This is a genomic window from Streptomyces sulfonofaciens (genome assembly GCF_014656295.1).
Taxonomy (GTDB): Bacteria; Actinomycetota; Actinomycetes; order Streptomycetales; family Streptomycetaceae; genus Streptomyces; species Streptomyces sulfonofaciens.
In genome coordinates this window covers 302322-323943 of sequence record NZ_BNCD01000003.1, presented here as the reverse complement: position 1 = coordinate 323943, position 21622 = coordinate 302322, and the positions used below count along the sequence as shown (strand labels likewise).

The window sequence follows — 21622 nt, the reverse complement described above, 5'->3', positions numbered from 1 at the left end:
GCGCGTCACGAGGCCGCGGCGGCCCCCGGTGCGGCGCAGGAGCCCCCGGCGCACGCGCTGGTGGCAACCCCGGCGCACACGGCGCGTGCCACAAGTCGTACGGGCCCGGCCCGCAGGGACCCCGCACACCCCGGCCCCGCCGTCGAGCCCGTCGACGGGGCGAACGGCGCGCACTTCGCCTTCACCGACCGGTGGGGCGGGGTGAGCGCCGTTCCGTACGCGGAGCTCAACCTCGGCGGCGCCGTCGGCGACGACCCGGAGGCGGTCCGCGTCAACCGTGCGCGGGCCGCGGCCACCCTGGGGATCGACCCCGACCGGGTGGTGTGGATGAACCAGGTGCACGGCCGCGAGGTGGTCGTGGTGGACGCGCCCTGGGGCGCGCGCCCGGTGCCCGAGGCCGACGCGGTGGTCACCACCCGGCCCGGCCTCGCGCTCGCCGTGCTCACCGCCGACTGCACCCCGGTGCTGCTGGCCGACCCGGTCGCCGGGGTGGTGGCGGCGGCCCACGCGGGCCGGCCCGGCATGGTGGCCGGTGTGGTGCCGGCCGCGGTGTCGGCCATGGTGGAGCTGGGCGCCGAGCCCGGCCGTATCGTCGCCCGTACGGGACCGGCGGTGTGCGGCCGGTGCTACGAGGTGCCCGAGGCCATGCGCGCCGAGGTCGCCGCCGTCGAACCCGCCGCCCACTCCGTCACGTCCTGGGGCACGCCCGCCGTGGACGTGACCGCGGGGGTCCAGGCGCAGCTCGCCCGGCTCGGCGTGCACGACCGGGAGCAGTCGCCGGTGTGCACCCTGGAGTCGACCGATCACTTCTCGTACCGCCGCGAGCGCACCACCGGGCGGCTCGCCGGCTACGTCTGGCTGGACTGAGGGGCATGACGGACCGCAAGGGGCAACTCGCAGCGAACCTGGCGAAGGTGGAGGACCGGATCGCCTCGGCCTGTGCCGCGGCGGGCCGCAGGAGGGACGAGGTGACGCTGGTCGTGGTCACCAAGACCTACCCCGCGAGCGACGTGCGGATGCTGGCCGAGCTCGGCGTCCGGCAGGTGGCGGAGAACCGCGACCAGGACGCCGCCCCGAAGGCCGCCCAGTGTGCGGACCTCCCGCTGACATGGCACTTCGTCGGTCAACTCCAGACCAATAAAGTTCGTTCTGTGGTGAGTTATTCCGACGTGGTGCAGTCCGTTGACCGACTGAAACTCGTGGAAGCGATGTCCCGGCAGGCCGAGGCCGCGGGCCGCGAGGTCGGCTGCCTGATCCAGGTCGCGTTGGACGCGCACGAGCGTGAGCGGGGGGCGCGCGGCGGTGTCGCACCCGGGGGGATCGAGGAGTTGGCGGCTTCGATCGCGGACGCGCCGGGGCTCTGGCTCGGCGGTCTGATGACCGTCGCCCCGCTCACCGGGCCCTACGCGGGCCGGGAGCGGGCGGCCTTCGAGCGGCTGATGGAATTCTCAACCGCCCTGCGTTCGGCCCATCCTGCTGCGAACATGGTGTCCGCAGGGATGAGCGCGGACCTCGAACACGCCGTGGCGGCCGGAGCGACACATGTACGCGTCGGCACCGCGGTACTCGGAGTCCGACCCGGGACCGGGTAACGTCGCCAGGAAGTCGGACCACAGCAGAAAATATGGTCTTTCCCGGATGAACCGCAGCAGTTGGTGCACGGGGGAGGGGCCTCGTGGATCGCGGGCACTTGGTTGGCGTCAGCCGATCCACCACGCCGATCCACCACAGAGCGGAGGATGCAGAGCATGGCCGGCGCGATGCGCAAGATGGCGGTCTACCTCGGCCTCGTGGAGGACGATGGGTACGACGGCCGCGGGTTCGACCCGGACGACGACTTCGAGCCCGAGCTCGATCCGGAGCCCGAGCGGGACCGTCGGCGTCACGAGGCGCCGCTTCCTTCCCACCAGTCCCGTCAGTCCCCTCAACCTCACCAGTCCCATCAGCCACAAAGGGACGAATCGGTACGATCAGTCCCCCTGTCGACTCACCGCGAGCCGACTCCGCTTTCGGCGGAAACCGGGCGTCCGGCGCGAATCGCTCCCGTGGCGTCCATCACACCTGAACGTCAGAGCCTGGAGAAGAACGCACCGGTGATCATGCCCAAGGTCGTGTCCGAACGAGAGCCGTACCGGATCACCACGCTGCACCCCCGGACCTACAACGAAGCCCGTACCATCGGGGAACACTTCCGCGAGGGCACTCCGGTGATCATGAACCTCACGGAGATGGACGACACGGATGCGAAGCGACTTGTCGACTTTGCCGCGGGTCTCGTCTTCGGTCTTCATGGCAGCATTGAGCGGGTGACGCAGAAAGTATTCCTGTTGTCTCCTGCTAACGTCGATGTCACGGCGGAGGACAAGGCCCGTATCGCAGAGGGTGGGTTCTTCAACCAGAGCTGAGACGCAGCACCGGTCGCAGGCACGAGGACAGGGAGAGGGAAGCGCGGAGATGGGCGTGGTCTTGGATGTGCTCTACATCGCGCTGATGTGTTTCCTCATCGTGCTGATCCTCCGGCTGGTGATGGAGTACGTCCGCCAGTTCGCCCGCTCATGGCAGCCCGGCAAGGCGATGATCGTCGTACTCGAGGCCACCTACACTGTCACCGATCCACCGCTCAAGCTTCTGCGGCGGTTCATCCCGCCGTTGCGTCTCGGCGGCGTGGCACTAGACCTGTCCTTCTTCCTGCTGATGATCATCGTCTACATCCTGATCTCCATCGTGAGCTGGCTGTGAACGATACGGTCTTGCCGAATGCCGACGACTACGTTGAGGTGAAGAGATGCCGTTGACCCCCGAGGATGTGCGGAACAAGCAGTTCACGACCGTCCGCCTCCGAGAAGGCTATGACGAGGACGAGGTCGATGCCTTCCTCGACGAGGTCGAAGCCGAACTGACCCGTCTGCTCCGCGAGAACGAGGACCTCCGCGCCAAGCTGGCCGCCGCGACCAGGGCCGCCGCCCAGAGCCAGCAGCAGGCCGCGATGCGCAAGCCTCCTGAGCAACAGGAGCGACCAGCCGGGCCTTCACCCGCCGCCATATCAGGACCACCGCAGCCGGTGCCGCCGCAGCAGCAGCACCCGATGGGCGGTCCCCCTCAGCTGCCCGGCGGACAGCCCCAGTTGCCCGCAGGCCCCGGCGGCCACGGCCCCGGACCCCAGGGTCCGCACGGCCAGGGTCCCCACGGCCAGGGTCCGCACGGCCCGGGCCCGATGCAGGGCGGCCCCATGGGCGGTCCTGGGGGCCAGATGGTCCCCGCCGGCCCGATGGGCCACGGCGGACCCCAGATGCAGGGCCCCGGCGGCCAGGGCGGTCCGCACGGCGACAGCGCCGCGCGCGTGCTGTCGCTGGCCCAGCAGACCGCGGACCAGGCCATCGCGGAGGCCCGCTCCGAGGCCAACAAGATCGTCGGTGAGGCACGCAGCCGCGCCGAGGGCCTGGAGCGCGACGCCCGTGCGAAGGCGGACGCGCTGGAGCGGGACGCGCAGGAGAAGCACCGTGTCGCGATGGGCTCCCTGGAGTCCGCCCGCGCCACGCTGGAGCGCAAGGTCGAGGACCTGCGCGGCTTCGAGCGCGAGTACCGCACGCGCCTGAAGTCGTACCTGGAGAGCCAGTTGCGTCAACTGGAGACCCAGGCGGACGACTCGCTGGCCCCGCCGCGCACCCCCGCGACGGCCTCCCTGCCGCCGTCCCCGGCGCCCTCGATGGCTCCGGCGGGCGCGAGCGCCCCGGGCTACGGCTCGAACCAGACGATGGGCGGCGGCACCATGGGCGGTGGCACGCTGGGCGGCAACCACGCCCCGTCGCAGGGTGCACCCTCCTACGGTGGCGGGCAGCAGCAGATGTCTCCCGCCATGACGCAGCCCATGGCGCCGGTGCGGCCGCAGGGCCCGCAGCCGATGCAGCAGGCGCCGTCGCCGATGAGGGGGTTCCTCATCGACGAGGACGACAACTGAGGTGACACCGTAGTCGTCGGCAGCGACTCAAGGGCGGGGCCCCGGATCTTCCGGGGCCCCGCCCTTTTGCGCTCCACACTTCCGGGGGGACCCTCCGGGGCCCCGTTCTCCCGGCCCGAAAGGCCGCGGGGATGCGCGCGATCGGCCATGGGGGGACGGGTGGGCCGTCGCCGTCCCGCAGGTCCGGTCCCGGTCGTGTCCCGGCCGCCGGGGGCGGGTGCCCGCGCACACCGCTCCCCCCGCCCCCTTCAGGGGTGATCCCTGTGGGGGGCGGGGGGAGCGCCGAGGCGGTCAGGTGCCTCCGGGCCTCCGGGCTACGCCTTGCGCAGGGCGAACACAAGGGGCAGGGCGTCGTCCCTGAAGGGCTCGCCGTACGTCTCGTCGCCCGCTCCCTCGGCGAAGTCCGTGGCGAGGACCTCCTCGGAGATCAGCTCCGCGTGGTGGGCCAGTGCCGCCGCGACCCCCTCGTCCGTGGACGTCCAGCGCAGCGCGATCCGGTCGGCCACATCGAGGCCGCTGTTCTTGCGGGCCTCCTGGATCAGCCGGATGGCATCCCGTGCCAGACCGGCCCGCCGCAGCTCGGGCGTGAGCTCCAGGTCCAGGGCGACGGTGGCGCCGGCGTCGGATGCCACCGACCACCCCTCGCGCGGCGTCTCCGTGATGATCACCTCATCCGGTGAGAGGGGGACCGTCTCGCCCTCGACCTGCACCGCGGCCGTGCCCGCACGCAGCGCGAGGGAGAGCTCCGCGGCGTCCGCCTCAGCGACGGCCCTGGCGACCGCCTGCACCCGCTTGCCGAACCGCTTGCCGAGCGCACGGAAGTTCGCCTTGGCCGTGGTGTCCACGAGACCGCCGGTACCGCCTGCCGAGGAGTCGGCGAGGGACGCCAGCGAGGAGACGTTCAGCTCCTCGGTGATCTGCGTGCGCAGTTCCTCGGAGAGCCCGTCGAAGCCGGCCGCCGCGACCAGTGCCCGTGACAGCGGCTGCCGGGTCTTGACACCGGACTCCGCGCGCGTGGCCCGGCCCAGCTCGACCAGCCGCCGCACCAGCGCCATCTGCTGGGACAGCCCCGGGTCGATCATGGACAGGTCGGCCTTCGGCCACTCCGACAGATGCACGGACTCCGGCGCGTCGGGCGTCACCGGCGCCACCAGGTCCTGCCACACGCGCTCCGTGATGAAGGGCGTCAGCGGCGCCATCAGCCGCGTGACCGTCTCGACGACATCGTGGAGCGTGCGCAGCGCGGCCTTGTCGCCCAGCCAGAAGCGGCGGCGCGAGCGGCGTACGTACCAGTTCGAGAGGTCGTCGACGAAGGCGGACAGCAGCCGCCCGGCCTGCTGGGTGTCGTACGCGTCCAGGGCCTGGGTGACCTGGTCGGTGAGCGCGTGCAGCTCGGACAGCAGCCAGCGGTCCAGCACCGGGCGCTCGGCCGGGGCGGGGTCCGCCGCGGAGGGCGCCCAGCCGGACGTACGGGCGTACAGCGCCTGGAAGGCGACCGTGTTCCAGTACGTGAGGAGCGTCTTGCGGACGACCTCCTGGATCGTGCCGTGGCCGACGCGGCGTGCCGCCCAGGGGGAGCCGCCGGCCGCCATGAACCACCGCACCGCGTCCGCGCCGTGCTCGTCCATGAGCGGGATCGGCTGGAGGATGTTCCCCAGGTGCTTGGACATCTTGCGGCCGTCCTCGGCCAGGATGTGGCCGAGGCAGACCACGTTCTCGTAGGCGGACCTGTCGAAGACCAGGGTGCCGACGGCCATCAGCGTGTAGAACCAGCCGCGGGTCTGGTCGATGGCCTCGCTGATGAACTGGGCGGGGTAGCGGCTCTCGAAGAGGTCCTTGTTCTTGTACGGGTAGCCCCACTGCGCGAACGGCATGGAGCCCGAGTCGTACCACGCGTCGATGACCTCGGGGACACGCGTGGCCGGCTGGTCGCACCGCGGGCAGGGGAACGTCACCGCGTCGATGTACGGGCGGTGCGGATCGAGCCCCGACTGGTCCTCGCCGGTCAGCTCGGTCAGCTCCGCGCGGGAGCCCACGCAGGTGAGGTGCCCCTCCGCACAGCTCCAGATGGGCAGCGGGGTGCCCCAGTAGCGGTTGCGGGAGAGTGCCCAGTCGATGTTGTTGTCCAGCCAGTCGCCGTAGCGGCCGTGCTTGACGGACTCGGGGAACCAGTTGGTCTTCTCGTTCTCCTGGAGGAGACGGTCCTTGACGGCGGTGGTGCGGATGTACCAGGACGGCTGCGCGTAGTACAGCAGGGCGGTGTGGCAGCGCCAGCAGTGCGGGTAGCTGTGCTCGTAGGGGACGTGCCGGAAGAGCAGCCCGCGGGAGTCCAGGTCCTGGGTGAGGCGTTCGTCGGCCTTCTTGAAGAAGACGCCGCCCACCAGCGGGACGTCCTCGCCGAAGGTGCCGTCCGGGCGGACGGGGTTGACGACGGGCAGGCCGTAGGCACGGCTGACCCGCAGGTCGTCCTCGCCGAAGGCGGGGGACTGGTGGACAAGGCCGGTGCCGTCCTCCGTGGTCACGTACTCGGCCGTGACCACGTAGTGCGCCGGCTCGGGGAACTCCACGAGCTCGAAGGGGCGGCGGTAGGTCCAGCGCTCCATCTCGGTGCCGGTGAAGGTGCGCCCGGTGGGCCGCCAGCCCTCGCCGAGGGCCTTCCCCAGCAGCGGCTCCGCGACGACGAGCTGCTCGCCCGGCGTGCCGTGCCCGTCCCCGCCGCTCCCGTCCGCACCGCCCGGGACCTTCTCCGCGACGACGTAGGTGACGTCGGGGTGTGCGGCGACGGCGGTGTTGGACACCAGGGTCCAGGGCGTCGTCGTCCACACCAGGAGGGACGCCTGGCCCGCCAGGGGGCCGGAGGTGAGCGGGAAGCGCACGTAGACGGACGGGTCGACGACGGTCTCGTAGCCCTGCGCCAGCTCGTGGTCGGACAGGCCGGTGCCGCAGCGCGGGCACCAGGGGGCGACCCGGTGGTCCTGCACCAGCAGGCCCTTGCCGAAGATCTCCTTCAGCGACCACCAGACCGAGTCCACGTACTCCGGGTCCATCGTCCAGTACGCCTGGTCGAGGTCCACCCAGTAGCCCATGCGGGTCGTGAGCTCGCTGAAGGCGTCGGTGTGCCGGGTGACGGACGCGCGGCACCTGGCGTTGAACTCCGCGATGCCGTACGCCTCGATGTCCTGCTTGCCGTTGAAGCCGAGTTCCTTCTCGACGGCCAGCTCGACGGGGAGGCCGTGGCAGTCCCAGCCGGCCTTGCGCGGGACGTGGTAGCCGCGCATGGTGCGAAAACGCGGGAAGACGTCCTTGAAGACGCGGGCCTCGATGTGGTGGGCACCCGGCATGCCGTTGGCCGTGGGCGGGCCCTCGTAGAACGTCCACTCGGGGCGGCCCTCGGACTGCTCCAGGCTCTTGGCGAAGATCTTCTGCTCACGCCAGAACGCCAGCACTGCGTGCTCCAGCGCGGGCAGGTCGACCTGGGCGGGCACCTGGCGGTACTGCGGCGGGGTCATCGACGGGCTCCTCCAACGGACTGCAGCCTTCCGTCGGAGGGACGAGTGCCGTCTGCACGGCGGCGCCCGCGGTACCACCCTCCTTGGCCCTCCGGCGGGTGCGCCGGCGGACCCCCTCATTGAGGTCGCGATGCCGGGTCTACCAGCCGCGGGCCCACTCTGGGGCTGGACCGCGGCCTTCTTCCGGCGGCTCCGGGGTGATCTTCACGCCGCGCTCGCCCCCGGGCTCGCACCGTCCCCGGGTCGCTGATGGCCGCGTACGCCGCTACTCGTCCCCATCCACGCCTTTTCGCTGCGCCCAGTGTACGGGCGGTCGGGGGGTGGCGCCGACCGGGTTTCGCGGCGCGGCGGCAGGGGTGGCGAGGGCAGCGGGACGCGGCGGTGCGGCCCGGTGCCACCCGAATGGCGAGACGGGCGGTGCCGGATCAGGGGATGTGTCCAGCTCATCGGATTACCGGGCGGTGAGCTGGGCACAACGCATTGCGTGCCTGCCACGCGGCTGTGGAGGGCACCCCACCGGACCGACGGGCTTCCCTGCGGAGCCCTGAGGGCCTGGGCGGTGGCCCGGGGAGGGGCACGTGCGTCGGGCGGCGTGCCCCGTTGCCGCGGGCACGGAGTCGATTTATCGTCCCAGCACGGTTCGCGTGCGAGATCACACTATGTGAAGGGGCCGCGGCATGGTGGTGAGGAAGACCGCCGTACAGCGTTCGGCGACCAGCGGATCCACCGGCGGCGCGGCGGCCGCGGGCATCGGCGGCAGGGGAGGCGCGCACGCTCCGCGCACGGTGCGCAGGGCGCATGCCGCCGAGTCCCGCGGCCCCGCGCGGGTGACCCTCCGGAGCGCGGCCCGGCGCCTCGGGGAGGATCCGCGCACCGGTGCGCCCGCGGATGCGCCCGACGAACCCGACGGAACGGAGTGGGACGGCCCCGGAGCGGCCAGGAAGACGGCGAAGGACGCTGCGGGGAAGACGCCGCAGGAGCCCGGCACCGGGACGCCCGCGGATCGGCCCGCGGGCAGGGCGGCCGCCGGGAAGAAGGCCGTGAGGAAGCCGGTTACCGGGAAGTCGGCCGCGGAGGAGCCGGTTGCGGAGGAGGCGGCTGCGGAAGAGCCGCAGGAGGAGCCGGAGGGGACGAAGGCCAAGCCGCCGGAACCGGTGCGGAAGGCTCAGAAGGTTCAAAAGGCCCAAAAAGCACAGAAATCGCAGAAGGTGCGGAAAGTGAAGAAGGCGGCGCCGAAGAGGAAGGCGGCGGCCGAGAAGGAGGGCGCTGTGGCCCGCAAGGCTCCCGCCCGGAAGACCGCGGCCGGGAAGGCGCCGGCCGCGCAAGAACCCGCCTCGAAGGCGGGGGCGAGGAAGACCACGGCCGCACGGAGGACCGCGGCCGCCGAGAAGGGCGCGGTTGACGAGGCGGCCGGTACTGCGGCCGAGGACGCGGCTGAGGCCGCGACGACGACGGGAGCCACGAGGGTGGTTGCGAAGAAGACTCCGGGCACTGCCACGGCGGGCAAGAAGCCCACCCCGGTGCCCAAGGCGCGGGTCTCCGCGGCGGAGCCCGGCGAGCTCGCGGTCCGCCCGGACGAGGAGCCCTGGACCCAGGACGAGGTCGACGAGGCGCGTGCCGAGCTGAGCACGGAGGCCCTGCGGCTGCGCAACGAGATCGACTCGTCCGAGCAGTCGCTCGCGGGCCTGATGCGGGACTCCGGGGACGGCGCGGGCGACGACCAGGCCGACACCGGCACCAAGAACATCACCCGGGAGCACGAACTGGCCCTGGCCGCCAACGCCCGCGAGATGCTCGTGCAGACGGAGCGCGCGCTGGAGCGCCTGGACGCGGGCACCTACGGCCTCTGCGAGGTCTGTGGGAGGCCCATCGGCAAGGCCAGGATGCAGGCGTTCCCGCGGGCCACGCTCTGTGTCGAGGACAAGCAGAAGCAGGAGCGGCGCTACTAGGCACCCCGGGAGGGCGGGGGAACCGCGCCCGCCCCGGGAAGGGCGCGAGGACCGCCGCGGCCGGGCCGCGGCGACCGGTGCTCCGGCCGTCCACGGCCGGTGGGGCTTCTCCGCCGGTGGGGCCCTTCGCCGCTGGTGGGGCCTTCTGCTTGCGGGACCTCGGTTGCCGGTGGGGCCGCCGCCGTTGGTGCCGGCCCGCGCCGCCGCTGGTGCGGGGCTACGTGGCCGGGTGGTGCGGTGCTCCGCGGTCGGTGGTCCGGTCCTGGAAGGACGGTGCCGCGGTGCTCCGCGGCCGACGGGTCGACGGCCGGCGGCCCGTGCCCGACCGGCGGCCCGTGCCCGACCGGCATTCGCTGCTCGACCGGTGACCGCTGCTCGACCGGTGACCGGTGCTCGACCGGCGGCCGGTCGGCGGTGGCCGGAACCGCACGGGCCCGTCATGGCCCGTCGTGGCCCGTCATGGGCCCGTCATGGGGCCGCCGAGGGTGCGTCCCGGTCGCTCGTGCGTCGGCCCGTGCCCCTTCGATGCTTCCCCCGCGCCCCTCACGCCCCTCCCTCGTGCCATGCCGGCCTCCCTCGTGCCATGCCGGGCGCGGGCCGCTCACCGGCGGTCACCGGGTGGGCCGCTCACCGGCGGTCACCGGTGGGAAGGCTGTGGCGCGAGGGGCCGGGACGGTGTGCCGTACTCTCGTCCTCAGTCAGGTACCTAGGGCCGAGGGACACACGTGGCAGAGGCGGAGCGCATCATCGGTACGCCGGACTCCCCGCAGGCGCCGGGGCCGGAACCCGAAGGGACCGGTGCCCGGACCGGGGCCGCCCCGGCGGCGGACGGCACGGCCGCCGGCCGGGGCGCGGCAGGCGAACCCGGGGCCGAGGGGGCCTCGACCGGCTCCGAGCAGGCCCCCACGGGTGCACCGGAGGCGGCCGGAGCCGCCGGCCGGGAGCCGGACTCCACCCCGACCCCGGAACCGCAGGCGGAGCACACCCGGGCCGCCGACCGTCCCGCCGGTCCCGCCACGACGGCGGCACCCTCCGCGAGCGCCGGGCCCTCGGACACCGCCGGGCCCTCCGGGACCGCAGTCCCCTCCGGCCTCCCGGCGTCCTCCGAGCCGGCCCCAAGGGACGGAGGCGGGGGCGCGGCCAGGGGCAGGCGGAGGATCGCGGTGCTGTTCGCCGTGGCCGCCCTCGTCTACCTGCTCGATCTGGTCAGCAAGCTGATCGTGGTCGCGAAGCTGGAGCACCACGAGCCGATCGACCTGATCGGGGACTGGCTGCGCCTGGAGGCGATCCGCAACCCGGGCGCCGCCTTCGGTATGGGCGGGGCCTTCACCGTGATCTTCACGGTGATCGCCGCGGCCGTGATCTTCGTGATCGTCAGACTGGCCCGCAAGCTGTACAGCCTGCCCTGGGCGATCGCCCTGGGGATGCTGCTGGGCGGGGCCATCGGCAACCTCACCGACCGGCTCTTCCGCTCGCCCGGCGTCTTCGAGGGCGCCGTGGTGGACTTCATCGCGCCCAAGCACTTCGCCGTCTTCAACCTCGCAGACTCGGCGATCGTGTGCGGCGGCATCCTGATCGTGCTGCTCTCCTTCCGCGGTCTCGACCCGGACGGGACCGTGCACAGGGACTGACCCCGAGGCGGCCCTGAGCGTCCCGCACGGGGACGCGCGGGCCGAGCGCCCCGCGGTCTCCGGCATACTCGACGGGTGAGCACGATTCCCGAGATCCGTACGCTGCCCGTGCCCGACGGCCTGGAGGGCGAGCGCGTCGACGCCGCCATCTCACGCATGTTCGGCTTCTCCCGCACGAAGGCGGCGGAGCTGGCCGCCGCGGGGAAGGTGCTCGTCGACGGCGCCGCGGTCGGCAAGTCCGAGCGCGTGCACGGCGGCGCCTGGCTGGAGGTCGAACTGCCGGGGGCGCCCGCGCCCGTGCAGGTGGTGGCCGAACCGGTCGAGGGCATGGAGATCGTGCACGACGACGAGGACGTCGTGGTGGTCGTCAAGCCCGTGGGCGTGGCGGCACATCCCAGCCCCGGCTGGAACGGCCCGACCGTCATCGGCGGCCTCGCCGCGGCCGGGTACCGGATCTCGACCTCGGGCGCCGCGGAGCGGCAGGGCATCGTGCACCGGCTGGACGTCGGCACCTCGGGCCTGATGGTCGTCGCCAAGTCCGAGTACGCGTACAGCTCGCTGAAGCAGCAGTTCCGCGAGCGGACCGTCGACAAGCGCTACCACACCCTGGTGCAGGGCCACCCCGACCCCACGAGCGGCACCATCGACGCCCCCATCGGCCGGCACCCCGTTCACGACTACAAGTGGGCGGTGACCGCGGACGGCAAACCGTCCGTCACGCACTACGACCTGACGGAGGCGTTCCGCGCGGCCTCGCTGCTCGACGTCAAGCTGGAGACGGGCCGTACCCACCAGATCCGGGTCCACATGGCCGCGCACCGCCACCCGTGCGTGGGGGACCTCACCTACGGCGCCGATCCCACCCTCGCGACCCGCCTCGGGCTCGGCAGGCAGTGGCTGCACGCGGTCCGGCTCGGCTTCGAGCACCCCGGCGACGGCCGCTGGGTCGAGTTCGAGAGCGCCTACCCCGACGACCTGCAGCGTGCCCTCGACCGGGTGCGGGAGGAGAGCGCATGACCGGCACCCACGGCGGCGGCACCCACGGCGGCGGCACTCTGGGCTTCACGGTCCGCACGGCCGAGGACCCCGCCGACCGCGAGGCCTGCTTCGCGGTGCGCAAGGAGGTCTTCGTGGCCGAGCAGGGCGTACCCGAGGACATCGAGTACGACGTCCACGACGCGGCCGCCCTGCACGTGATAGCCGTGCGGGAGGACGGCCTGCCGCTCGGCACCGGCCGCCTGCTGCAGGGCGAAGCGGCGCTCGCCGCGACCGGCGGCGAGCCGGGCGTGGGGTCGCTCGGGCGGTTGGCGGTGGCCAAGCACGCCCGCGGGCTCGGCGTCGGGGCGGCGCTGGTGCGCGGCATCGAGGACGCCGCCCGGGGCACCGGACTCGCGGCGGTCGACCTGCACGCACAGACGCATGCCCTGGGCTTCTACGAGCGGCTCGGGTACACGGCGTACGGCCCGGAGTTCATGGACGCGGGAATGCCGCACCGGGCCATGCGCAAGACGATCTGAGGGCCGCGCCGCACCGGCCGACCGCCCCGACCGGTCGGCAGCGGCCGCCCGCAGCCCGGGCCGACGCCCCAGGCAGCCAGGGTCCGATGGCAGCCCGGGCCCGACGCCCCAGGCACCCCGGGGTGGGACGGCGCCCCGCAGCCCGGGCCCGACGCCGTCCACGCCCTGGTGGGCGCCGAACGCCCGCCGCCGGGCCGCGGGGCGGCGCTCACCCGCGTCCCGTCCGAGGCACCCGGCCGTCCTTGATGAGCGAGTTGGGGCGGGCCGTGCGCGGCGGCGGGACGGCCGTGGCGGTGTTGATGCGGGGCAGCGCGTAGGGGTGCTGTTCGGTCAGCCAGCGGATGATCTGCTCGCGGACGGTGACCCGCACCGACCAGATGTCGTTCGCGTCCTTGGCGGTCATCAGCGCCCGCACCTCCATGGTGCTTGGCGTGGTGTCCGTGACGGCCAGGCCCCAGTCGCGGCCGTCCCAGGCCGGGCACTCGCGCAGGATCTCCCGCAGCCTCTCGCGGATCTCAGGCACCGGAGCGCGGTGGTCGAGGTGGAAGAAGACGGTGCCGGTCATCTGCGCCCCGCCGCGCGACCAGTTCTCGAACGGCTGGCTGGTGAAGTACGACACCGGCATCGTGATGCGGCGCTCGTCCCAGGTGCGCACGGTCAGGAAGGTCAGTGTGACCTCGTCTATCACGCCCCACTCGCCGTTGACGACCACGGTGTCGCCGATCCGCACCATGTCGCCGAAGGCGATCTGGAACCCGGCGAAGAGGTTGCCCAGCGTGGACTGCGCGGCGATGCCGGCCACGATGCCGATCACCCCGGCGGAGGCCAGCATGGACGTGCCGACCGCGCGCAGGTCGGGGAAGGTCAGCAGCATCGCCGCGACGGCCACCACGCCGACCACCGCGGTCACGATGCGCATGATGAGCGTGACCTGCGTGCGCACCCGCCGCAGCCGCGCGGCGTCGCGCTGCGCGGCCGCGTACTTGGCGTACGAGGCCTCGACGGTCGCCGCGGTGATCCGCACCACCAGCCAGGCGCCGGCGCCTATCAGGCCCAGCGTCAGCACCTGGCCCAGCGCCTCGTCGTGTTCGCGCAGCCGCACGAACGGGAGCAGCCGGTAGAAGGCCCTGAACAGGGCGGTGAGCAGGACGATCAGCAGCGGCGTGCGGCAGCGGCGCAGCAGGCCCCACAGCGGTGTCTCGCTGTGCCGGGCGTCGGCACGTCGCAGCAGGTCGTCGGTGGCCCAGCCCACGGTGAGCGCGACCACCACCGGACCTCCGACGACTGTCAGCGTGCGCAGTACGGTCTCCATGCCCTCGACCGTAACGGGGCCTCTCCCCGCCTGGCACGATGGCCCGATGGACATCATGCTCTTCCACTCGGTGTACGGGCTGCGCCCCGCGGTGCGCGCGGCGGCGGAGAGGTTCGAGGCGGCGGGACACCGGGTGTGGCTGCCGGACCTCTTCGACGGCCGCACGTTCGACACCGTCGAGGACGGCCTGGCGTACCGGGAGGAGGTCGGCAGGGACGAACTGCTGAAGCGCGCCGTGCTGGCCGCTGCACCCTACTCGGCGCGGGGCCTGGTCTTCGGGGGCTTCTCGCTCGGCGCCTCCGTCGCCCAGACGCTGGCCCTCGGCGACGACAGGGCCCGCGGGCTGCTGCTCCTGCACGGCACCTCCGACCTCGCGCCGGACGCCACCGCGGACGGGCTTCCCGTGCAACTGCACGTGGCAGAACCGGACCCCTTCGAGACGGACGACTGGCTGAGCGCCTGGTACCTCCGGATGGGCAGGACGGGCGCCGACGTGGAGGTGTACCGCTATCCCGGCGCCGGCCACCTGTACACCGACCCCGACCTGCCGGACTACGACGCGGAGGCGGCCGAGGCGACCTGGCGGACGGCGCTCGGCTTCCTGGAGAGCCTGTAACGCGCTCCGAACGCCCCGGGCGTGCTACGTGGGGCCCGGTGCGCCTCGGAGGAGCCGGGGCGCACCGGGCACGGGGGAGGCTCCGGGGCGCCGGCGCACCCGCCCCGACGGGAAAGCGCCGTCCCGGCCGCCGCTCCCGGCCGCCGCTCCCGGCGGCCGGGACGGCGCTTCGGGCACGGGGCCAGACCGGCTCAGCCCTTGCTCAGGTCCTTGTCGACGGCGGTGTTGAAGTCGGCGACCGTCATCGGCGCGGCCTGGCCGTCGGGGCCGACCAGCTTCTTGCCGTTCATGAAGAGGGTCGGGGTGCCGCTGACGCCGTCCTTGTTGTCGTCGAACTTCTTCGACATGTCGAGCGCCCACTTGTCGAACGTGCCGTCCTTGACGTCCTTCTGGAACGCCTTGTTGCCCTTCAGGCCCTCGACGGTGTTCGCCACCTTGATCAGGTAGGCGTCGTCCTTGAACTTGTCGGTGGTCTCGTCCGGGTGGTACTTGGCCGAGTACAGGGCCGACTTGTACTTCAGGAAGGCCTCGGGGCTGACGTTGAGCGCGGCGCCCATGGCACTGAGGGCGTTCTTGGACCCCTCGCCGCCGTTGTTGTCTATGAACGACGCACCGATGTACTGGATCTTGTACTTGCCGCTGTCGACGTCCTTCTGGACGGTCGCGCCGACGGTCTGCTCGAACTGCGCGCAGATCGGGCAGCGCGGGTCCTCGTACATCTTGAGGGTGTTCTTGGCGTCGGCCTTGCCGAGGACGACGGTGGTGCCGTCGGCGCCAGTGCTGTGCTTCGGCTTGACGAGCTTGGCGTCCTTGGCGGCCTCCCAGTGGCTGGGCTTGTTGGCCTGCGTGACCGCGTAGCCGACACCGCCTGCGACGGCCAGTACGGCGACCACGGAGACGCCGACCAGGGCCTGGCGCTTGACCTTGGCGCGCTTGGCCTGCCGCTCGCGCTCCGCGCGCAGCCGTTCCCGGGCCGCCGTCTTCGCGGCCTGACTGTTCCTCTTGCTCATGATCAGGGGTCTCCTGTGATGTCGCGCACACGTCTGGTGCGCCGTGGACGGTGGGGGCGGACGGGGTGCTCAGGCGAATACGGCCGAGCACGGCGGTCCGCGCCGTCCCACGGAGTGCACCCACGCGCGTGCGCCGGGGCCCTGCGGCCGGTGCGCCGGGCGCGGCAGGCGCCGAGCGGGCGCACGGTGCGGCATGGCGGCTGCGACTGCCACCAGCAGCGGGCGGAAGGTGGCGGCCACGGCGGCGCGCAGCAGTTGCCCCAGCGCCCGCTCACCGCGCCGCAGCCAGGCCGCGGCCAGCAGCCCCACGCCGATGTGCACGGCGAGCAGCAGCCAGCACGAGGCGGGGTCGGCATGCGCGAGCAGGGCAGGCGCCCGGCCCTCCTCGCCGGCCACGCCGGGCAGCGTCCCGCCGACCGCGGGGCCGCCGCACAGCACGTCGAGGCCGACGGAGCGCAGCGTGCCCCTGACCGGGCCGCCCGCCTGGCCGTAGCAGAGGTGCTGACCGGAGGTGAAGAGCGTGTCCGCGGCCAGTTCGAGCGGGATCAGCAGCCCCGCGATCCCGGCGAAACCCCGCTCGCGGCCCGCCAGCGCGTACGCGGTGGCGAAGACCGCGGCGGCGGTCGCGGCGAGGGTGGCGGGCGGCAGCGGCACCCGGGACAGCAGTACGTGCGAGGCCGACGACAGGGTCACGACCAGCGCCGTGAACAGCGCGGCGCGCAGTGCGCGCGGCGCCGTCTCGGATATGTGCGCTGTGGTCACGTCTCGACTGTCTCTTCGGCCGGGTCCCGGGCGGCGGGCCGCGGGAAGCGGTGTACGGGGTCCAACGGCCGAGTGTGCCACGCGGTGCTGTAGGAGCTCCCTAAGGAATTGCTATGAGTTATCGGATCGAGTCACACGGTGCTCCCGAGGCCCGGGATGCGGCCGTTGCGGAACAGGTCCACGAAGATCTGGTGGTCCGCACGCGCGCGTGCACCGTAGCGGTGCGCGAAGTCCACCAGGAGTTCGGGGAAGCCGTCCTCGTCGGCGGCGATCGCGGCGTCGATGGCGCGCTCGGTGGAGAACGGCACCAGCTCGGAGTAGCCGCTGTCGTCGTCCGCGGCGGCGTGCATGGTGGCGGTGGCGCGGCCCAGGTCGGCGATGACCGCGGAGACCTCCTCCGGGTCGTCGATGTCGGACCAGTCCAGGTCGACCGCGTACGGCGAGATCTCCGCCACGAGCTGCCCGGCGCCGTCCAGCTCCGTCCACCCCAGCCAGGGGTCGGCGTGCGCCTGCAGGGCCCGCTGGGAGATCACCGTGCGGTGCCCCTCGTGCAGCCAGTGGTCACGGATCGCGGGGTCGGTGATGTGCCGGGAGACCGCGGGGGTCTGCGCCTGCTTCATGTAGATGACGACGTCGTTCTCCAGGGCGTCGCTGTTGCCCTCCAGGAGGATGTTGTACGAGGGCAGGCCCGCGGAGCCGATGCCGATGCCGCGGCGGCCCACCACGTCCTTGACGCGGTAGGAGTCCGGGCGGGCCAACGACGACTCGGGCAGCGTCTCCAGGTAGCCGTCGAAGGCGGCCAGCACCTTGTAGCGGGTGGCGGCGTCCAGCTCGACGGAGCCGCCGCCGGGCGCGAAACGGCGCTCGAAGTCACGGATCTCGGTCATCGAGTCCAGCAGCCCGAAACGGGTCAGCGAGCGCGCGTCGCGCAGCGCGTCGAGCAGCGCGCCCTGGGCGGTGTCCAGGGTGAAGGGCGGCACCTCGTCGTTCTTGGCGCCGGTCGCCAGCGCGTGGATCCGGGCCCGGTACGCCGCGGCGAAGGTCCGCACCAGCCGGGTGATCTGGTCGTCGCTGAGCGCCTTGGCGTAGCCGATGAGGGCCACCGAGGCGGCCAGCCGCTGGAGATCCCAGGTGAAGGGGCCCACGTAGGCCTCGTCGAAGTCGTTCACATTGAAGATCAGCCGGCCCTGCGCGTCCATGTAGGTGCCGAAGTTCTCCGCGTGCAGGTCGCCGTGGATCCACACGCGCGCCGTGCGGTCGTCCAGGTACGGCCCGCCCCGCCTGGCGCCGAACCCGATGTCGGCCGTCACGTCGTGGTAGAAGAGGCACGCCGTGCCGCGGTAGAAGGCGAAGGCCGAGGCGGCCATCTTCCGGAATTTCACCCGGAAGGCGGACGGGTCGGCGGCCAGGAGTGCACCGAACGCGGTGTCGAAGACGGCGAGAATCTGCTCGCCTCGCTGCTCGGCGCTGGGCTGCGGGTCCGGCATGGGTGGGTGCCTCCTGGTGCGGTGGTCAGGTGCGATGGGGCGGGCGGGCGGCCCGGGTGCCACGCCGGGCAGGTCGGCTACGCCACGCGGCGGCGGGGGTCGTCCGTGCCAACGCACGAACTTACCCGTGAGGGACCCCGCCCGCCCGTCCCAGGGCCCGGTGCCGCGCGTACGGTGGCAGTACGCGCCTCCTGCGACGGATGTCACAGCCGAGTCGTAGACTTCCACGCTGTCACCCCCGAGCCGACAACCGTTCCCGGTTGTTCTCCGACCGTTCGCTGGAGGTCCCCCACCGTGGCGTCACCGTCCGACAAGCCCCCGTTCACGCACCTGCACGTCCACACCCAGTACTCGCTGCTGGACGGTGCCGCGCGGCTGAAGGACATGTTCGCCGCGTGCCAGGAGATGGGCATGACGCACATCGCCATGAGCGACCACGGCAACCTGCACGGCGCCTACGACTTCTTCCACTCCGCGAAGAAGGCCGGAATCACCCCCATCATCGGTATCGAGGCCTACGTCGCGCCGGAGTCCCGGCGGAACAAGCGCAAGATCCAGTGGGGCCAGCCGCACCAGAAGCGCGACGACGTCTCCGGCTCCGGCGGCTACACCCACAAGACGATCTGGGCGGCGAACAGCACCGGCCTGCACAACCTCTTCCGGCTCTCCTCCGACGCCTACAAGGAGGGCTGGCTGCAGAAGTGGCCGCGCATGGACAAGGAGACCATCGCCCAGTGGTCCGAGGGCCTGATCGCGTCCACCGGCTGCCCCTCGGGCGAGTTGCAGACCAGGCTGCGCCTCGGCCAGTTCGACGAGGCCCTGAAGTCCGCCGCCGAGTACCAGGACATCTTCGGCAAGGACCGCTACTTCCTGGAGCTGATGGACCACGGCATCGAGATCGAGCGCCGGGTCCGCGACGGGCTGCTGGAGATCGGCCGGAAGCTCGGCATCCCGCCGCTGGTCACCAACGACTCGCACTACACCTACGCCAGCGAGGCCACGGCGCACGACGCGCTGCTGTGCATCCAGACCGGCAAGAACCTCTCCGACCCGGACCGCTTCAAGTTCGACGGCACCGGCTACTACCTGAAGTCGACCGAGGAGATGTACGCCATCGACTCCTCGGACGCCTGGCAGCAGGGCTGCGCCAACACCCTCCTGGTCGCCGAGCAGGTCGACACCGAGGGGATGTTCACCAAGCGCGACCTGATGCCGAAGTTCGACATCCCGGACGGCTACACCGAGGTCACCTGGTTCCAGGAGGAGGTGCGGCGCGGCATGGAGCGCCGCTTCCCGGGCGGGATCCCCGAGGACCGCCAGCGCCAGGCGGACTACGAGATGGACGTCATCATCCAGATGGGGTTCCCGGGCTACTTCCTCGTCGTCGCCGACTTCATCATGTGGGCGAAGAACAACGGCATCGCGGTCGGCCCCGGCCGCGGCTCCGCGGCGGGCTCCATCGTGGCGTACGCCATGGGCATCACCGACCTCGACCCGATCCCGCACGGCCTGATCTTCGAGCGGTTCCTCAACCCCGAGCGCATCTCGATGCCCGACGTCGACATCGACTTCGACGAGCGCCGGCGCGTCGAGGTGATCCGCTACGTGACGGAGAAGTACGGCGAGGACAAGGTCGCCATGATCGGCACCTACGGCACGATCAAGGCCAAGAACGCGATCAAGGACTCCGCGCGCGTGCTGGGCTACCCCTACGCCATGGGCGACCGCATCACCAAGGCCATGCCGGCCGACGTGCTCGGCAAGGGCATCCCGCTCTCCGGCATCACGGACTCCAAGCACCCCCGCTACTCGGAGGCCGGCGAGGTCCGCGGGATGTACGAGAACGAGCCGGACGTGAAGAAGGTCATCGACACCGCGCGCGGTGTGGAGGGCCTGGTCCGGCAGATGGGCGTGCACGCCGCCGGCGTGATCATGTCCAGCGAGCCCATCGTGGACCACGTCCCCGTCTGGGTGCGCCACACCGACCACGTCACCATCACCCAGTGGGACTACCCGAGCTGCGAGTCGCTCGGCCTGCTGAAGATGGACTTCCTCGGCCTGCGCAACCTGACGATCATGGACGACGCCGTGAAGATGGTGAAGTCCAACAAGGGCGTCGACATCGACCTGCTGAGCCTTCCGCTCGACGACCCGACGACCTTCGACCTGCTCCAGCGCGGTGACACCCTTGGCGTCTTCCAGTTCGACGGCGGGCCCATGCGCTCCCTGCTGCGCCTGATGAAGCCCGACAACTTCGAGGACATCTCCGCCGTCTCGGCCCTGTACAGGCCCGGTCCGATGGGCATGAACTCGCACACGAACTACGCCCTGCGCAAGAACGGCCAGCAGGAGATCACCCCGATCCACAAGGAGCTGGAGGAGCCCCTTCGGGAGGTCCTGGACGTCACCTACGGTCTGATCGTCTACCAGGAGCAGGTGCAGAAGGCCGCCCAGATCGTCGCGGGCTACTCGCTCGGCGAGGCCGACGTGCTGCGCCGGGTGATGGGCAAGAAGAAGCCCGAGGAGCTGGAGAAGAACTTCGTCATCTACCAGGCGGGAGCCCGCAAGAAGGGCTTCAGCGACGAGGCCATCCAGGCCCTGTGGGACGTCCTGGTGCCGTTCGCCGGATACGCGTTCAACAAGGCCCACTCCGCCGCGTACGGCCTCGTCTCCTACTGGACCGCGTACCTCAAGGCCAACCACCCGGCCGAGTACATGGCGGCGCTGCTCACCTCGGTCAAGGACGACAAGGACAAGTCCGCGGTCTACCTCAACGAGTGCCGCCGCATGGGCATCAAGGTGCTCCCGCCGGACGTCAACGAGTCCCAGCACAACTTCGCCGCCCAGGGTGACGACGTCATCCTCTTCGGCCTCTCCGCGGTGCGCAACGTCGGCACCAACGTGGTGGAGTCGATCATCCGCAGCCGCAAGGCCAAGGGGAAGTACACCTCCTTCCCCGACTACCTCGACAAGGTCGAGGCGGTCGCCTGCAACAAGCGGACCACGGAGTCCCTGATCAAGGCCGGCGCCTTCGACACCATGGGCCACACCCGCAAGGGCCTCACCGCGCAGTACGAGCCCATGATCGACAACGTGGTGCAGGTGAAGCGCAAGGAGGCCGAGGGGCAGTTCGACCTCTTCGGCGGCATGGGGGACGAGGGCAGCGACGAGCCCGGCTTCGGTATGGACGTCGAGTTCGGCACCGACGAGTGGGAGAAGACCTACCTCCTCGCCCAGGAGCGGGAGATGCTCGGCCTGTACGTCTCCGACCACCCGCTGTTCGGCCTCGAACACGTGCTCTCGGACAAGGCGGACGCCGGTATCGGCCAGCTCACCAGCGGTGACTACTCCGACGGCGCGGTCGTCACCATCGGCGGCATCATCTCCGGGCTGCAGCGCAAGATGACCAAGCAGGGCAACGCCTGGGCGATCGCCACGGTGGAGGACCTGGCCGGCTCGATCGAGTGCATGTTCTTCCCCGCCACCTACCAGTTGGTCTCCACCCAACTCGTCGAGGACGCGGTGGTGTTCGTCAAGGGCCGGCTCGACAAGCGCGAGGACGTGCCCCGCCTGGTCGCGATGGAACTGATGGTCCCCGACCTGTCGAACGCGGGCGCCAACGCCCCCGTGGTGATCACCATTCCGACGGTGAAGGTGACGCCGCCCATGGTGAGCCGGCTCGGCGAGATCCTCAGTCACCACCGGGGCAACAGCGAGGTGCGGATCAAGCTCCAGGGGACGCGGAAGACCACCGTGCTCCGTCTGGACAGGCACCGCGTCCAGCCCGACCCGGCGCTCTTCGGCGACCTGAAGGTCCTGCTCGGTCCGGCCTGCCTGGCCGGCTGAGGGAGGCCGGCCAGGCAGGCCGGCG

At 71.7% G+C, this 21622-nt stretch carries 15 protein-coding genes and 1 pseudogene; 11 read left to right on the top strand and 5 right to left on the bottom strand.

Features of this window, described 5'->3' with window-relative positions:
* Window positions 1–153: 153 nt before the first annotated feature.
* The 5 genes and pseudogenes from pgeF to IE313_RS07175 all read left to right on the top strand — a co-directional run.
* Window positions 154–867, top strand: a pseudogene (gene pgeF / locus IE313_RS07195) (peptidoglycan editing factor PgeF); the annotation flags it as partial.
* A gap of 5 nt (window positions 868–872) precedes the next feature.
* Complete coding sequence (locus IE313_RS07190; protein ID WP_189930097.1) at window positions 873–1592, top strand: YggS family pyridoxal phosphate-dependent enzyme; 720 nt, start codon at window positions 873–875, stop codon at window positions 1590–1592.
* A 156-nt stretch (window positions 1593–1748) separates the two neighbouring features.
* Window positions 1749–2405 (top strand): cell division protein SepF, encoded by a 657-nt coding sequence (locus IE313_RS07185; protein WP_189930096.1) that lies wholly within the window; start codon window positions 1749–1751, stop codon window positions 2403–2405.
* Between the two features lie 49 nt (window positions 2406–2454).
* A complete protein-coding gene (locus tag IE313_RS07180; protein ID WP_189930095.1) occupies window positions 2455–2739 on the top strand; it encodes a YggT family protein in 285 nt (94 codons plus the stop codon).
* Between the two features lie 46 nt (window positions 2740–2785).
* Window positions 2786–3958: a DivIVA domain-containing protein gene (locus tag IE313_RS07175; protein WP_189930094.1), complete on the top strand. Its 1173-nt coding sequence runs from the start codon at window positions 2786–2788 to the stop codon at window positions 3956–3958.
* Window positions 3959–4272: 314 nt separating this feature from the next.
* On the opposite strand, the gene ileS is transcribed toward IE313_RS07175, so the two are convergent.
* The gene (gene ileS, locus IE313_RS07170; RefSeq protein WP_189930093.1) at window positions 4273–7467 is read right to left on the bottom strand and encodes an isoleucine--tRNA ligase; all 3195 of its coding nucleotides are present in this window, start codon (window positions 7465–7467) and stop codon (window positions 4273–4275) included.
* Between the two features lie 677 nt (window positions 7468–8144).
* Here ileS and IE313_RS07165 point away from each other — a divergent pair.
* From IE313_RS07165 to IE313_RS07150, 4 genes are all read left to right on the top strand, one after another.
* A complete protein-coding gene (locus tag IE313_RS07165) occupies window positions 8145–9416 on the top strand; it encodes a TraR/DksA family transcriptional regulator (RefSeq protein ID WP_189930092.1) in 1272 nt (423 codons plus the stop codon).
* 1157 nt (window positions 9417–10573) lie between these two features.
* Window positions 10574–11047 carry a signal peptidase II gene (lspA, locus tag IE313_RS07160; protein ID WP_189930274.1) on the top strand — a complete coding sequence of 158 codons (474 nt, stop codon included), beginning with the start codon at window positions 10574–10576 and terminating at the stop codon, window positions 11045–11047.
* A gap of 75 nt (window positions 11048–11122) precedes the next feature.
* On the top strand, window positions 11123–12064 hold the full coding sequence (locus IE313_RS07155) for an RluA family pseudouridine synthase (protein WP_189930091.1): 942 nt from the start codon (window positions 11123–11125) through the stop codon (window positions 12062–12064).
* Window positions 12061–12564 (top strand): GNAT family N-acetyltransferase, encoded by a 504-nt coding sequence (locus IE313_RS07150; protein ID WP_189930090.1) that lies wholly within the window; start codon window positions 12061–12063, stop codon window positions 12562–12564. The genes IE313_RS07155 and IE313_RS07150 overlap by 4 nt, the downstream gene beginning before the upstream one ends.
* 208 nt (window positions 12565–12772) lie before the next feature.
* Here IE313_RS07150 and IE313_RS07145 read toward each other — a convergent pair whose 3' ends face one another.
* A complete protein-coding gene (locus IE313_RS07145; protein WP_189930089.1) occupies window positions 12773–13876 on the bottom strand; it encodes a mechanosensitive ion channel family protein in 1104 nt (367 codons plus the stop codon).
* A gap of 46 nt (window positions 13877–13922) precedes the next feature.
* On the opposite strand from IE313_RS07145, the gene IE313_RS07140 reads away from it, so the two are divergent.
* Window positions 13923–14492 (top strand): dienelactone hydrolase family protein, encoded by a 570-nt coding sequence (locus IE313_RS07140; protein WP_189930088.1) that lies wholly within the window; start codon window positions 13923–13925, stop codon window positions 14490–14492.
* A gap of 191 nt (window positions 14493–14683) precedes the next feature.
* Here the strand turns inward: IE313_RS07140 and IE313_RS07135 are convergent, their stop codons facing one another.
* The 3 genes from IE313_RS07135 to IE313_RS07125 form a co-directional block, all read right to left on the bottom strand.
* The gene (locus IE313_RS07135) at window positions 14684–15502 is read right to left on the bottom strand and encodes a thioredoxin domain-containing protein (RefSeq protein WP_189930087.1); all 819 of its coding nucleotides are present in this window, start codon (window positions 15500–15502) and stop codon (window positions 14684–14686) included.
* Between the two features lie 69 nt (window positions 15503–15571).
* Window positions 15572–16264, bottom strand: a complete 693-nt coding sequence (locus IE313_RS07130; RefSeq protein WP_229924439.1) for a hypothetical protein — start codon at window positions 16262–16264, stop codon at window positions 15572–15574.
* A gap of 131 nt (window positions 16265–16395) precedes the next feature.
* Window positions 16396–17751 carry a DUF2252 domain-containing protein gene (locus IE313_RS07125; protein ID WP_189930086.1) on the bottom strand — a complete coding sequence of 452 codons (1356 nt, stop codon included), beginning with the start codon at window positions 17749–17751 and terminating at the stop codon, window positions 16396–16398.
* 294 nt (window positions 17752–18045) lie between these two features.
* On the opposite strand from IE313_RS07125, the gene dnaE reads away from it, so the two are divergent.
* Window positions 18046–21597 (top strand): DNA polymerase III subunit alpha, encoded by a 3552-nt coding sequence (gene dnaE / locus IE313_RS07120; protein ID WP_189930085.1) that lies wholly within the window; start codon window positions 18046–18048, stop codon window positions 21595–21597.
* Window positions 21598–21622 lie beyond the last annotated feature (25 nt).